Origin of the sequence: Kamptonema animale CS-326 (assembly GCF_028330895.1) — a bacterium.
Taxonomy (GTDB): Bacteria; Cyanobacteriota; Cyanobacteriia; order Cyanobacteriales; family Microcoleaceae; genus Kamptonema; species Kamptonema formosum.
Genome location: NZ_JAQMUA010000256.1, coordinates 1 through 15,019, shown reverse-complemented (window position 1 = coordinate 15,019; position 15,019 = coordinate 1). Strand labels below are relative to the sequence as shown.

General features: G+C 42.0%; 11 protein-coding genes. 3 read left to right on the top strand and 8 right to left on the bottom strand.

Annotation, left to right across the window (positions count from 1 at the left end; translation table 11 throughout):
* Window positions 1–41 precede the first annotated feature (41 nt).
* From rppB to PN499_RS15075, 6 genes are all read right to left on the bottom strand, one after another.
* Complete coding sequence (gene rppB, locus PN499_RS15100) at window positions 42–1,391, bottom strand: two-component system sensor histidine kinase RppB (protein ID WP_272032814.1); 1,350 nt, start codon at window positions 1,389–1,391, stop codon at window positions 42–44.
* Window positions 1,388–2,086, bottom strand: coding sequence for a two-component system response regulator RppA (gene rppA, locus PN499_RS15095; protein WP_272032813.1), 699 nt, complete (start codon window positions 2,084–2,086; stop codon window positions 1,388–1,390). The genes rppB and rppA overlap by 4 nt, the downstream gene beginning before the upstream one ends.
* A 278-nt stretch (window positions 2,087–2,364) precedes the next feature.
* The gene (locus tag PN499_RS15090; RefSeq protein WP_272032812.1) at window positions 2,365–2,868 is read right to left on the bottom strand and encodes a hypothetical protein; all 504 of its coding nucleotides are present in this window, start codon (window positions 2,866–2,868) and stop codon (window positions 2,365–2,367) included.
* 59 nt (window positions 2,869–2,927) lie between these two features.
* A complete protein-coding gene (locus tag PN499_RS15085) occupies window positions 2,928–6,053 on the bottom strand; it encodes an efflux RND transporter permease subunit (RefSeq protein ID WP_272032810.1) in 3,126 nt (1,041 codons plus the stop codon).
* A gap of 100 nt (window positions 6,054–6,153) precedes the next feature.
* Window positions 6,154–8,106: an efflux RND transporter periplasmic adaptor subunit gene (locus PN499_RS15080; protein WP_417063880.1), complete on the bottom strand. Its 1,953-nt coding sequence runs from the start codon at window positions 8,104–8,106 to the stop codon at window positions 6,154–6,156.
* Window positions 8,107–8,568: 462 nt separating this feature from the next.
* A complete protein-coding gene (locus PN499_RS15075) occupies window positions 8,569–8,850 on the bottom strand; it encodes a hypothetical protein (RefSeq protein WP_272032808.1) in 282 nt (93 codons plus the stop codon).
* Window positions 8,851–9,451: 601 nt separating this feature from the next.
* Between PN499_RS15075 and PN499_RS15070 the strand changes: the two genes are divergently transcribed.
* Window positions 9,452–11,281 (top strand): sensor histidine kinase, encoded by a 1,830-nt coding sequence (locus tag PN499_RS15070; RefSeq protein ID WP_272032807.1) that lies wholly within the window; start codon window positions 9,452–9,454, stop codon window positions 11,279–11,281.
* A 36-nt stretch (window positions 11,282–11,317) separates the two neighbouring features.
* Here PN499_RS15070 and PN499_RS15065 read toward each other — a convergent pair whose 3' ends face one another.
* Both PN499_RS15065 and PN499_RS15060 read right to left on the bottom strand, forming a co-directional pair.
* Window positions 11,318–13,186 (bottom strand): protein kinase domain-containing protein, encoded by a 1,869-nt coding sequence (locus PN499_RS15065; RefSeq protein ID WP_272032806.1) that lies wholly within the window; start codon window positions 13,184–13,186, stop codon window positions 11,318–11,320.
* A 70-nt stretch (window positions 13,187–13,256) separates the two neighbouring features.
* Window positions 13,257–14,345, bottom strand: coding sequence for a Rho termination factor (modular protein) (locus PN499_RS15060; RefSeq protein WP_272032805.1), 1,089 nt, complete (start codon window positions 14,343–14,345; stop codon window positions 13,257–13,259).
* A gap of 64 nt (window positions 14,346–14,409) precedes the next feature.
* Between PN499_RS15060 and PN499_RS15055 the strand changes: the two genes are divergently transcribed.
* Window positions 14,410–14,607, top strand: a complete 198-nt coding sequence (locus PN499_RS15055) for a hypothetical protein (RefSeq protein WP_272032804.1) — start codon at window positions 14,410–14,412, stop codon at window positions 14,605–14,607.
* 21 nt (window positions 14,608–14,628) lie between these two features.
* A complete protein-coding gene (locus PN499_RS15050; RefSeq protein ID WP_272032803.1) occupies window positions 14,629–14,796 on the top strand; it encodes a hypothetical protein in 168 nt (55 codons plus the stop codon).
* The last annotated feature ends 223 nt before the right edge of the window (window positions 14,797–15,019 follow it).

Genomic DNA, 15,019 nt, shown 5'->3' with positions numbered 1-15,019 from the left:
TTATAGCAGAAGATCGTTGTCGGCGAGCGCCCACCCTACGTTTAATTATGTCCAACTCGTAAGGGTAATCGTAGGGTGAAAGTGCTACCTGTACCCAATTGACTCTCCACGCTTAGACTACCGCGATGTGCTAAGGCTATGGCTTGCGCGATCGCCAACCCCAATCCCGATCCGCCAGTGTCGCGATCGCGCGAAATATTGACTCGATAGAAACGGTCAAAAATTCGCTTGCGATCGGCTACGGGAATCCCAATACCTGTATCTTGAACATGAATTATAACTAAATGGTCACTTTTCTCTACAATCACAGTTACTTTGCCCTTCGGCGGCGTATATTGAATAGCATTAATAATTAAATTAGAAACTAAGCGATAAAGTTGGTCAGAATCACCTACAACATTCAACGGCTGATGCACTCGAACTTCCGATGTTAGTATTACTTTAGCAGCAATTGCTAACACGGCTAATTCCTCTACTAAGTCGCTAACAATATCGTTAATACAACATAACTGGTGGCGCACTGATACAGATTGTCTGTCCATACGAGCTAGCAACAATAAATCAACAACTAACTGAGTCAATCGCTGGTTTTGACGCTCTACTGTTAGCAACATCTCTCGCGCCTCTTTTTCATCTAATTTAGGCAACAAAAGTGCTGATTCTACTGTAGCTAAAGTTGCCGCTAAAGGCGTTCTCAATTCGTGGGCAGCATCGGCTGTAAACTGTTGAATTTGTTGGTAGGATTGGTAAATAGGTTTCATTGCTAATCCGGCTAACCACCAACTAGCAACTCCTACCAAGATTAAGGCTGTGGGCAACCCTAATTGTAGAACCCACTTAACTGTACTGAGATAATCGTTGAAGTCTTGAAGACTCCTTCCTACTTGAAAATATCCCCAATCTTGCTGGTTTTGAGTATGCAGCGATACTGAAATTTGATGATAGATGTTGCCTTTACTATCAGTTATAGTTTGCCAAGTTTGAGAGTTAAATGTTTGGGGTAATTGGTCGAAATCCGTCCCTGCAATCGCAATTAAATTACCGGAAGTATCAAATAAACGTATATAATAATAACCTTGATGAATCGCGCTTAAAATGTGGCGGTTAGATACACTCCCCTTTTGAATACTATTAACCCCAATTAGGCGAAGATTAGGTAAAAGTTCAGATACAATCGACTCTAAGCGTCCAGGTTGTTTCAATTTGAGTTCTAGGCTGTCGTGTAGCGTCCCCGCTACAGATTCTAATTCGCGGTCTAAAGCTACCCAATGAGCATGGGCAATTGCTTTATAAACACCAAATCCTAACAAGCTCAAAATCAAGCCCATAACTCCAGCAATTGAGAGAGCTAATCGCCACCGAGTCTGATTAAATAGTTTATTTTGATTCATAGCCCTAGATTCAGGCGGTATCCTACACCGTGTACGGTTCCGATTAGATTCGCCGCACAACCAACTGATTCTAGTTTGCGCCGCAGCAAACGCATTTGAGCTGCTACAACATTGCTAAATGCGTCTGCATCTGCCTCCCATATCTGATTTCTAATCCGATCGCTAGTAACAATTTGATTGGGATGTCTCATCAAATATTCTAGTAGTTGAAATTCCTTATTAGTTAATGAGATTATCTGCTTTTCGCCTTTCTGATTGAGATGATAAACCGTTCGCGTTCCGTAGTCAAGAGTCAGGTTTGCAACTGTCAATTGTTCGGGTTGTAATTGAGGAGAGCGTCGCTGCAATGCCCGCAATCTTGCTAAGAGTTCTGCCATGCCAAAAGGCTTTACTAAATAGTCATCTGCTCCTGCATCTAAGCCAGCGACTTTATCTTCCATTCGGTCTCTAGCTGTTAACATTAAGACAGGCAAAGGGTTATTTTTAGCACGCAGCCGCTGACACAATTCTAATCCTGATAATCCCGGTAGAAGCCAATCGAAAATAGCGAGGGTGTATTGCGTCCATTGACTTTCTAGATATTCCCAAGCTTCATTACCATTTTGTGCCCAGTCAACAATATATTTTTCCTGATTTAAGGTGCGTTTGATAGCTGTCCCTAAATCTGGCTCATCTTCAACTAGAAGGACTCTCATAGAATTAATTAGTGATTTTAGTTTTTGTTTAAAACCCGCTAAGTTGGTAGAGGAAAACCTGTTTTATCTTAAATTACTTAATAGGATAGGGAGTTGTTCTAATTTTTCTAAAATAACTGGTTGTATCATCGTTTTTTCTCACACATCGCGACCAATTCATCATAACACTAACACCTCATCTCAGCCACTTAACTTAATGTTGCATTCCCAAATGAAATCTAGATGAAATTTTCAAGATAGACACCAATAATCTAGCGTCTATCTTGGAAATAAGCTGACTATTGATCGAAGTTAAAACGACCGTTCACTTTTTCTCCATTAATATTCGCAGTTACTTTGACTGGATACTGACCGGCTGCTTTGACAGGGAATAAAACAGTATAATATTTATCATCAGCATCGTACTTTAAGGCTAAGGTTTGCTGTTTTCCGTTCGGTAATTGGACTTGAGCCGTCACTTTTGCGTTAGGGACTGGTTGGTGATTGTCACCTTTTTGTACATAAAGCTCTAACTGAGTTCCTGTATCTTCTTTCTCAGTTAGAAACTCTAAGTGGTAAGCTCCAGACTCGACAACTTGACCCCCTTTAGATTCTTTAGGGTGATCGGTTTTAACAGTAGCCGCAGGGGCAGCACTGGGAGCTGGAGATGCAGATGGAGAGGCGACAGGAGAGGGTGCTGGGCTGCTATTTTGATCGCTTGCTTGCTCGCCTTTATTGCAAGCTCCCAAAAACAACAATCCGACAGTCCCGAAAATAACCAAGCTGGATTTAAGCGATTTCATCTGTTTTACTCCTTTTTAGGTAATTGGTAATGTGGAAAAACTTCTTAAGTAATCAACAATCAGTATACCTTTTCAAGGTCAATTCTTCTTCCATTGTCAACAAACTCTGGATTTTTTTTAGTAAATAAGAACTTCCCAAACTTAGCGTACAAGGCTGGTAACACTAGCAGGGTTAAAGCGGTAGAAGTAAACAAGCCCCCCAATACTACAACCGATAGTGGTTGCAAAATTTCTTTGCCAGGGCCCCCCTCAACTACCAGGGGCGCTAACCCTAGAGCCGAGGTAAAAGCTGTCATCAAAATTGCATTCAGCCTTTCCATAGAACCTTTAATTAATATTTCTTTTAAAGGCATACCTTCGGCAAATTTAGTATTGTAATTATCGACCAACAGCAACCCATTACGAGTAGCTACTCCAAACAAAGTAATAAAACCAACTAGAGAGGCGATAGAAATAACTCCTCCAGTCAAAGCTACTGCGATCGCACCTCCGACTAATGCTAAGGGCAAATTAATCATAATCATCACAGTTGAAGGGATAGATTTGACAGAAAGATACATAATTATCGCGATCGCGACAAAAGCGATCGCACTAGAAATTAAAATGTTTTGCGTCGCTCTTTCTTCGGCTTCAAATTGACCAGCATACTGGATATAGTAACCAGCAGGAATTTGCACCTGTTGCTTAACTTTCTCTCGAATTTCATTCACAACAGAGCGCAAATCTCTCCCCTTTGCATTAGCTGCTACAACAATTAGGCGAGAAACATTCTCGCGATTAATAGTGTTAGGGCCCGTACCGCTGTCAATTGTAGCAACTTGAGCTAGAGGAATTTTATTACCAGAAGGAGTATCAATTAATAAATTCCTAATTGTGTCTAAGTTTTGACGCGCTTCTGGTTTTAACCATACAACAATGTCAAAGGTTTGTTGTTTCTCTAAGACTTCGGACACGACTCGTCCGTTAAGCGCAGTTTCAATAATTTCAGAAAGCTTTCCTATGGTTAAACCATATCGACTAGCTGCTGCGCGGTTAAAATTAATTTGAATTTGTTCGATTGGGACTTGGGGTTCAAGTTGTAAATCTACAATCCCTTCAACGGTTTTCATCACATTATTTACTTGTCCCCCAATAGTACGGAGTTGTTCTAAATCTGGGCCGAAAATTTTCAGTGCAATTGCACTCCTTACCCCCGACAAAACCTCATCCATGCGGTGCGAAATAAACCCCCCAATATTTGGTGCTACTCCTGGTAATTTATTAAATTCCTCTCGCAGTTTTTCCAGAGTTTGTTCGCGATCTTTCATCCCTTCATCGCTTAACTCTATATCTAAATGCCCCAAATTAACTCCCCCTGCATCACCATCTCCAGGCGCACGTCCCGATCTTAACTGTACGTAAGGAAATCTAGGATCGTCTTTAAGTGCATCTTGAATTGCTGCGCCTGCGCTATTAGTAGTTTCTAAAGATACACCTGGATATAGTAATATGGTATTGACTAAAGTTTGCTCCTGAAACTCTGGTAAAAATACTCGTCCTAATGAGGGAACAATTACAAATGCAGCCACTAAACTTGCAGCAGTTAGTGATAAAATAATTCCCGAACGGCGAATTGAAAATCTTAATAGGGGATGATAAAACCTCTTGAAAAATCTCGCTACCCAAGGTTCCCTTTCTGGCAAGTGGCCGTGAGGTAATAAGAGCGCACATAAAGCTGGAGTCACCGTCAGTGCTGTTACGCTAGAAGCTAAAACTGCTACTAAATAGCCAATTCCCATCGGGATAAAAATACTCCCTTCTACACCAGCCAAAGCAAAAATTGGGGAAAAGACAACTATGGTAATTATAGTGGCTCCAAATACCGAATCGCGTACCTCTTGGCAGCCTTCAAATACAACTTCTAAAACTGGACGGGGGTGGGAAGAGTATTTGTTTTCTCGTAAACAACGATACACATTTTCTGCATCTACGATTGCATCATCAACAGCAGAACCAATTGCTACTGCTAACCCTCCTAAAGTCATAGTATTTAAACCCTGTCCCAACCAATTAAGTGCCAAGACTCCTAGTAGTAAAGATAAAGGAAGAGCAGTTAGACAAACTGCAAGATTGCGCCAATTCATTAAAAAAGGAATGAGGATAATGGCAACAATAATACTGCCTTCAACTAAAGCTTGTCTAACATTTTCAATGGAGGAATCAATATAGTTTTCTTGGCGAAATGTAGCAGTTACTTTAATATCTTTAGGCAAACCTATTTTCAGCTCTTCCATTGCTGCTTCAATTGCACGAGTGACAGTAGGAGTATCGGTAAGAGGCTGTTTATTAATCATTACAATAATTGCCTTTTGACCGTTAAAGCTGCCATCTCCTCTTTTGAGCTCTGCACCAAATTTGACCTCAGCAACATCTCCGATCTTAATAGGTATTCCGTGACGAGCAGTAATTACCGCTCCCTCTAAATCTTCAATAGATTCGATTCGCCCAATTCCTCTAATTAACTTTTCTCGATCTGAGGTAATTAAATAGCCACCTGGAGCATTTACATTCGCCTCAGCCGCCGCTTCTGTAACGTCTTTTAATGATACATCAAATGCTCTGAGTTTGACGGGATCGACTAATACTTGATATTGGCGAATGTCACCGCCATAGGCGACTACCTGACTAACACCGGGAACAGCTAAAAGACGATTTGTTACTTGCCAATCGATAATTCGCCGCACTTCCATGAGAGAAGTTGTTTCAGACGTAAAGGCGTATTGAAGTACAGTGCCAACAGGAGAACTAATTGGTGAAATTTGGGGCGTTTCTACTCCTTCAGGTAGCTTGCTTTGAGCTTGTTGTAATCGCTCTGTAACTAATTGGCGAGCTTGATAGATATCAGTTCCCCAGTTAAAAATTACTTTAACAACCGAAATTCCCGCTGCGCTTGAAGAGCGTACTACTGTTACTCCTGGCGTGCCATTAATTGCACTTTCAATTGGTAAAGTTACTAGGGATTCGACTTCTTCAGGAGCAAGTCCAGGGGTTTCAGTTTGAATTTCAACTTGGGGAGGTGCAAAGTTAGGAAAAACATCCAATGGCATTTGAATGATGGTGCGAAAAATCCAAAATGTAACTAAAATTGCTGCCAGAATGACTAGCCAGCGGCGGGCGATTGACCATTGAATAATATTACTCAGCATCTTAATTTTTAGCTAGAAACTAGAGGAAAGGGGGCTAGGGAAAAGAGAAGAGGGGAAAGAGGATTTATATGAGAAGTATTCTGTATAAACCACCAATTTTTTAAGAGTTTGGTGGGCGATTTTCTTCGGGATTTATGATTAAAATTGATTGAGGTAATACAGTCTGTTTCCGATCGTAGAGATTCGCCTCTGGTTCATAATTAATTGTGTTGTAATCTGAATTACTCCTCTCCAAAGAGCGATCGCTCTGACGGCGACCCGCTAAAACACCAACTGAAAAAGCGACAGTACCAAATATTGCTCCTCCTGCTGCTCCTGCTAACCATAAAGGCGGCAGAAAGCTATTAAGATTAGTTGCTGTTGTATTTAAGGCTAATTCCTTTTTTTCTTCATCTTTTGATTGCTTACCTGGGCTCCGCAAAGATTGAGCGTAAAGTTGAGGGGCCCGCTGCGTTACGACTAAATCCCCCTCGAATAAACCGCTCTTAACTTCAACCAAATCACCCGAAATTTGACCGAGTTTGACTTCAATAGCTTGAAAGACATCACCATTTTGAATATAAACGGTCTTTCTACCATTAATATCAACTACAGCACTGCTGGGAATAGCCAAAATATTTGTTGCTGTCTGGTCAGTTAATATCTCTAATTCAGCAAACAGCCCCGGCTTCAAAACGCCGTCAGCATTATTCAATTCCGCTTGCACCGATACCGCGCGCGTTTCTTCTTCTACTGCTGACCCAATTATTGCAATTTTTCCGATGAAAGTGCGGTTCGGTAAACTGGCAACTTTCACCCTTACTTCTTGACCCTCTTTAACTAGATCTAAATCTTTTTCATAAATGTTGGCTGTGGCAAAAACATCGCTATTATTTAATAAAGTCATTAATGGTTTTTCCGCAGCTTTCACGGATTCTCCGAGAGTGATTTCTCGCTCTGAAACAATGCCGTCAATCGGAGCAATTACCGTAACCAGTCCTCGATCGTTAGCAATAGTTCCTAACTGGTAGAGTCGCGCTTCATAAGCCGAATTACTGAGTTGAATGCGCGATTGAGCAATTTCTACAGCAGATTCAGCGCGTTTGAGTTGATTCTCAGCTTCTAAAACTTCCCGGCGACTCAGAACTTTAATAAGTTGTGCTTTAAGTTCCGCTACTTTACCTTGCGATTGTCGCAATTCTCGCAGGGGAAGGTCTACTTCGGCTTGTTTAATTTGGGTTTCGGCTTGGATGACTTCTGGGCGACTTTTTGCCTTAGCAACAGCAGCTTGAGCTTCTGCGAGGTGAGCTCGCGATTCGAGCATTTGCCGTCGCGCGATCGCTCCTGAATTTACCAATTCTAGATCGCGATCGTACTGTTCTCGAGCAACTGCCAGTTCTGTTTCAGCTCGTGTTATTTCAGCCTTAGCAATCTCAATTTGGCGCTGATAATTTTCTGTAGCAACTTTAACTACAGATCGCGCTTCTACTAACTCTCGATCTTGGCTATATTGTTTTTGAGCAGCGGTTAATTGAATTTTTACTTCGGCGATTTCGGCTGAGGCTATTTCTATTTGGCGAGTGTAGTTTTCTTTGGCTAGTTTTAAGTCAGCTTTCGCCTGCTGTAAATCTGCTTCTGCTTCTGCGCGTTTTGAAAGCGATTCAACGCGCAATTGTGCTAATTCTGAACTAGATAAAACGGCAAGGATTTGACCTTTAGATACTCGATCGCCCGGTTTAACTAATAGCTCTACTAATGTTCCATCTACGGGTGCTTGTACTTTGACTTTTTGATTGGGTAAAGTTTCAATTTGACCTGTAGTTTTAATGCCAGTAGCTAATCGCTGAGCTTTTACTGGTTCTACTTTTATTCCTAGTTGCTTTGATATTTGGGGATCTACGGAAATTGAATCAGGTATTTGAGTAGCGTCGCTTCCGCTTTGATGAAATTCATTTCCATGTCCGGCGTGAGCTAAAACTGTGGCAGGAAATGTTAATAAACCCAGGCTTAGAATTACCCATGCACATGAGCGGAATAGTGCTTGCGGATGGTAATTATGGGAAGATAGCATCATTAAAGATGCTCTTGAGTAGTGAGGGATGAGGGGAAGATGAGGGGAGGAATTCTGCATAAGGATTTCTGTGTTGAGCGATCGCCAGTTAGAGCGAACGGTTTGGCTAATTTTTTATAAGGCGAGTTTATTACTCACTACACAGTTTTTCATACAGAAATGAAATCAGGATGAAATCTTGAACGCAGATTGAACTGATTTTCATGATTTCACTGATTTTTTGAGTTGATAATAATTCAATGTAGCGGTTTTCAGTTGGGTAGGTACTGCTCTTAATTAGCAATTAGGAATTAGCAATTAAGTAATCGGACATGAATAAACGTAAGGTGGGCGCTCGCCGAAACCATATTAGCTAATCGTGACAAGATTGAGGCGGCGAGCGCCCACCCTACAAGTTATATAAGCATTTATTTATGTCCGACTACTTACCTTGTTCTCATCCCACTGAAAACAACTATAATCCCCTTAACTGCCTTGCAGAAGAGGCTTAGCGGCATTAGCACAATAGCTGTCGTCCACAACTTTAGATTTGATATTTACAGCTTGCATTGGGGATGAGGGGGGAACCTCTCTGTTTTCGGGAAGCATAACAACCTTCTTGCATACAAGTTGGTTGCTGCCTACATAGGCAAAGTTCCAAGTATAAACTTCTGGGTTACTGACAGTCGCATTGGCTGGAGGTAGTGCAAAGGCAGCCAATAATATTAACTCCAAAGCCAGTAGACCGACAATGACGAATTTCAGCATAGACTTTTGTTGACCTGTAAATTCACCTGGTTGACATATTCTTATTATTATTTAAGATTTTTGCTTCTGGCAAGGCTCTCAGCGGAAAATTTGCGATCGCTCTCTCCTTTCTGAAAAATTTTCACAAATTTTAAAATTATTTAAAAAAATAAATATTTGATATCTGGGGCAATTGTGGCTATAAAGATCGATATAGCAGAAGTCCCGATCGCAGAAGTCCTTCGTCGCAGGACAGCTATGCTGAAGGCTATGCTGAAGGTAGAAGGCAATAAAAGCAATGGTTTCAGCAATTAATAATGTCCTCACCGCCTTGACCGTTGCGATCGTTGGTGGGGCATCGCTTCCCAGAAGGCATGGTAGTTAAAAATGAGTTATATTATATTATAAACTATTGTACAAGAGTAATTCTTAATAAAAAATAAATAAATGATGTAAAGGCCCACGCCTAGAGAGAGCCAAAATATTTTACTTAAGATAGAGCCGCCTCTGCATTTGATCGGAGCACAATATTTAAAGTAGCCGATTAACAGAAGAAGTCATTACCACCTTGTGGCTACTATCTGTGGAATGCAACTATTTTTAATGGAGTTAATCTCTTCTTATGCAGCTTCAAAAGCCTTACCCAACTGAGAAGGTAGAAACCAGTTCAGCATCCAAACAGCCACAGATATCAACCAAGAGGCATTCCTCAGTGTATTTCTTAAAAAGAATCCCACAATTCCTCAGTAGTTTGAGCATCAACCAAAAAATTGGCTACGGTTATGCGGTATCAATCGGAATTGCTGTACTCGGAACCGGAGCAGGACTTGCGCTCGGAGATTATTACCAGCGACAGGCGAAGGAAAAACTAGAGCGTACCCACCAGCAACAAACTCTCCTGAGCGAACTGCAAAATGAAGTGCTAATAGCGCGATCGCATTCGGAACGGTTAGTATCTATGTTGGACAATGCAGTTTGGGTTGAATCGGAAACTAAGAATTTTTCTGAAAGTGTTTTCAGGGGTAAAAACCTGCTGTCGGAGTTGAACGCTTTAGTCCAGGGCGAGATTAGAAATCACGGTCGAGATGCTGTCGAAATTGAAGCTTTATTGAAAACTTACGAAATAACTTTAGCATCTTATGTCGAGCTAGTAAATTCTCTCTTGGATACAATCAATGCACAGCAAATGTCGCCCGCAGAAGTAGAGCTAACTCAGGAACGACTCCGTATTTCTATAAATGGGGTAGGCTCTATTAGATTTGAACAACTATATCAAGAACTAACTCAAGTTATTGCTAAAGCTAAAAGCCAAGAGGCGCAAGCTAAAGTCACCTTTAATCAAGCTGAGTCGCTGCGGATTCAAATTACAGTTGCGAGTATGATTCTTTCTGCTGCTTTTGCTGCAATTTTAGCCTATTATACTAGCCGTGCAATTGCACTTCCTATCAAATGGGTGACTCAAGTAGCGCAACGTGCATCCGAGCAATCTAATTATAACTTACGCGCGCCGATTCTGACTGAAGATGAAGTTGGTTTATTGGCAAGTTCCCTAAATCAACTTATTGAAAGAATAGCTAACCAGATCAAAGAATTGACAGAAACTCAATCGCAACTAATTCAGACTGAGAAGATGTCATCTTTAGGGAGTATGGTAGCAGGAGTCGCCCACGAAATTAATAACCCCGTAAATTTTATCTATGGCAATCTTAACTACACCAATCGCTACGTCAAAGACTTGATGGAATTAGTGGTACTATATGAGAAAGATTATCCAGAACCTACTGTAACTATTCAAGACAAAATTGAAGCGATAGACCTTGAATTTTTGCTGATTGATTTGCCGAAAGTATTAGGTTCTATGCAGAATGGTGCTGAGCGCATTCGGCAAATAGTTGTATCTTTGCGAAATTTCTCTCGCCTTGACGAAGCGGAAATGAAACGAGTTAATATTCACGAAGGGATTGATAGTACGCTGTTAATTCTCAATTATCGGCTAAATTCAAAAATTGAAGTGATTAATAATTATGGGGATTTGCCGGAAATTGATTGCTATCCGGCGCAACTGAATCAGGTGTTTATTAATATCCTCACTAATGCAATTGATGTGCTAGAAGAAGTTACAAGTAAGGTGCCGGAAAAAACAGATGAAACAAGCTTATTACCAGTCACTTCTAGCTTCTCGCCTACTATTATTATTAAAACGGAAATTATAGAGCGCGATCTGATTCGGGTGGGAATTTGGAATAATGGCCCTGGGATTCCTGCGGAAATTCAAACTAAATTGTTTGACCCGTTTTTTACTACGAAGCCACCAGGTAAAGGTACGGGTTTAGGTTTGGCGATCGCTTATCAAATTGTTGCTAAGCATTGTGGTAAAATAGAGGTAGTTTCGGAAACAGATTGGGGCGTGGAGTTTGGTATCGTATTGCCAATAAGAGCTGAAAGTAATTAGTTAACGGTTAACGGTTAACGGTTAACGGTTAACTCCTTATTCTGTAACCAAATTTAACTCATAAGAAATGGACTCACGCGCCTGAGAAACCACTACAAATTCATAGTAACCATAATCCTCTAGCCGCTCGGAAAAACTTACTTCTTGAGAATCTTCTAATAAAGCTCGCGATTTTTGCCGATTGCCAGGAGTATAAATTGATAACAGGGTTGATTGAGGGGAAGCTTCCAGATTTAGCCGCAGAGTTTGACCTCTTTTAAATCGAGCAATGTAGGCTTTTCCTTGTCCAGGTTGCAGGGTATCGCTAACTTTTTCACTAGAAGAGTTGGAGGAAAATTTAATTTCCTCTAGCTGAGTTCCATCTTGCAAGGCTTTGAGTTTATCTGTAGTAATTGCCTGCCAAACCTGACCAATAGGCAAATCGATTAAATTACTATCGCGTGGCTGTTCTGGAAACAAATAAAAGAACTGAGCATCGGCGAGGTCGTAGAGAGCGCGGCTACTTAAATTTAATTTATTAACTTCAACTTTCCAGCGGTTGATATCGGAAATATCATAATTTCCCAATCTTTGGCGGGATTCTGCGCTGATGTTTTCCAATTTATTGAGTAAGTTATCAGCGATCTGATACCAACGTTCGCGCCAGACTAGATCGGCTGCGTCTTTGCTCAATGGTTTTCCCCCTAATTCGGGATATTGAGCATAGAAAATCTGATCTACAAAGGTGACAAAAAAGTTGCCGTCTATGGTCATTTTTTCGAGGCGATCGCGCAAAGCATCTTGCCGGTTCTGTTCCGATCGCACTTCTTGGTCTATCTTCTGCGGACGAGTAGAGTGTTTTAACCAGTAGTTACCTGCAAACCAACCAACTCCACCCATTCCCGCCATCACCAGCAATACGAGCATTGCTGCTAGCAAGGGAGAGGACTTCCGAGGAGTTGGAGGAACAGGGGAAGAAGACGGCGGCGAAGTTGGTGGCGCGATCGCGGCGAGCTCTGGCGGCGGCTGAGTTGCAGGTAAATAAGGTTGAGGAGGGGATACGGGGCCACCGCTGAGAGCCTGGAGTACGTCTGCGGCTCTCTGGTAGCGATCGCCTGGACGCTGAGCTAGCATCCGATCCAAAACTGCTCCCAAAGTTGGCGACAGCGAACATTCCCGCCGCCAGTTCCAGGTAAGGGTGTAGCCATCGATGAGCTGTTGGGGTTCCTTACCCGTCAGCAACACCAAAACCGTCGCCGCCAGTGCGTATAAATCGCTGTGAGGAAATACAATTCCCATTTGCATCTGTTCGTCGGGAGCATAACCGACTTTACCTAATCGCGTGGCCGCGATCGCAGCACCATGTTGCTGGCCGTATTGAGACTCTACCGTTGCGGCCACTTGCTTAACGCCACCAAAGTCAATCAGGACGGGTAAACCGTCAGCAATCCGCAGGATCAGATTATCGGGAGAAATATCGCGGTGAATCACTCCTAGAGAGTGAATATAATCGAGCACGGGCAACAGTTTGAGCAGCAAAGACGTGCATTCTACCTCACTAAACCGCAACCCCTGACGCTGGCGATCGCTTAGTAGAACGCGGTAATTTTGCCCTTCTACATAATCTTGCACCAAAAATATGTATCCCTGGCGATCGAGCGTGACCCGGAATAGCTCTCGGAAGCGCGGGATTTGAGGGTGTTCTAGCTTGTAGAGAACCCCTGCTTCCCGCTCGAAGAGTTCCTGAGATTTTTCTAAAGCGTAACTACCTTGCACTTGGGGGGCAAATTCTTTTAAAACGCAGAGTTCATTAAATCTGTAGGTATCTTCAGACAAATAGGTGCGTCCAAAGCCGCCGTGTCCCAACTCCCGCACAATACGGTAGCGGTTGCTGAGAATGATGCCGGAATAGATAGGATTACTCATTTTAATTCCCTGTTAACTGCTAACTGTTAACTGTTAACCGCTAACTGTTAACTGTTAAATGTTAACAAATTTATTTGCCTTCCTCTTTTTGCAGGGCTGCCAGAATTTCAGGTCTTTTCATGCGTGCGTAGCCGCGCAGTTTCCGCTCTTTGCCAATGACCTTGAGCTTTCTGAGTGAAAGAGATTCGTAATCATCCTGTTGCGGCTGCGGCTGTGTCTTTGAGGGAGTTTTTGGCTGTGTTTTTGGCTCAGACTTGACCTCGGTTTTTGACTGCGCTCTTGACTTAGATTTGGGTTTTGACTCCGGCTCAGCCTTCGGTTTTGATGCTGGTTTGGGAGTTGCTTGCAGTTGGCTACGGATCGCTTCTATTTGAATTTTTAGATCGTTTTCAACGCTTTTAATTGCTTCTAAAACATACTGATTAATTGCTTGAGCAGTCCACTCAAGCTTGCGCTCAATTAGTTTTTCTAGTGCTTCTAACTGTCCGATCGCACCTTCCTGATTCACTTCAGAAGCAATAGAGGAAGGAGAAGTATTGCCGGGTTGTTCAATTTTCTTAGCCAAGTTATCTACCCTTTCGTGAAATGTTTTTTCAATTTTTACCAGCAGATTTTTAATCTGTTCTATTTCGCCATTTTCCGAATTTTGCTCTGCTAGAGCCTTAACTTGCTTTTTAAGCAAGTCTTCATTTTTCTTAACAGATTGTTCTATTTTCTTAGTAAGACTTTCTACCTTCTCCTGAAATGATACCTCAAGTTGTTGCAGCAAACTCTTAATCTGTATTGTTCCCTCAGCAGGAGCAGCGACTAATTGTTCCATCTGGGCTTTAGCAATTGCGGCTTCTTCGTCAGTCATCTCAAAAACCCAGGCCCACAAATGCTCTATGCCGAGTTCGCGAGCAACGATACACCAATCTGCACCGCAGACAACTTCAAATTCTTCTTCGTTGCTGTAGGCTTCAGTGCGGCGAATAATCAGGGGTATCAAGTTGCTTCCTTGCTCAATCAGGCTTCTCCTGAGAGCTTCGCGCCGATCTTGAGGAATTTCCTCTCGTTGGGATTCTGGAATAGCTATTTGGAAAGTGTAAATTTGGCTGTGACTAATTGGCTTGATCCGCAAATATTCAATAATTCGGCTGGGAGTGTCTGATCGATCCATCTTATTAGAAGTCCCCTTTTGTCTTTTGTGATGAGTTTAACTGCGGAAGTGACACAGGTATACATTGCTTTACTCATCTTTACTTTTGTTGATTTTCAACAGATGCCTTGAATTGATGGTACTGCTAGCGGGTGGCGATCGCACCACCTACTATGATGGGCGATCGCATATTTATAGCAGAAGGCAGAAGGCAAAAGGCCGCTATACTGAAAAATTTAATTATCTAGAAGGGCAAAAGGAAAATTTAATCTTCAGCAGTTAGAATTTCTGAGACTATTTCGATATGGTTGGTAAAACTTGGTCAAGAAGATGGCGATCGCAATTTGGCTGTGGTGAAGATTTTAGAGTTAAGTTGCGATCGCCTGGATATAGCAAGCGGAGCGATCGGGTTGAGTTGGAGTTGGGGACAGGGAAAACGCATCTAAAAGTTATTGACAAAAAAGTTGATTAATGTACTTTAGACAACTCCTGAAATCTCTAAGCCAAAATACTCAATTAATTTCTTAAATAAGAATGATAATCAAAAGCAGTCGGCTTTCAGCCTGTCGATCTATTAAGATGCGTTTTCCCTGGATGCCGCACTCAGGTAAGTAAAATGGTGCAAAAAGGCAGTTTGTAACTGTTAGAAACCCCATCAATCCTATCTGTAACGCCGCCCTCTGGGCGGTAAAGAT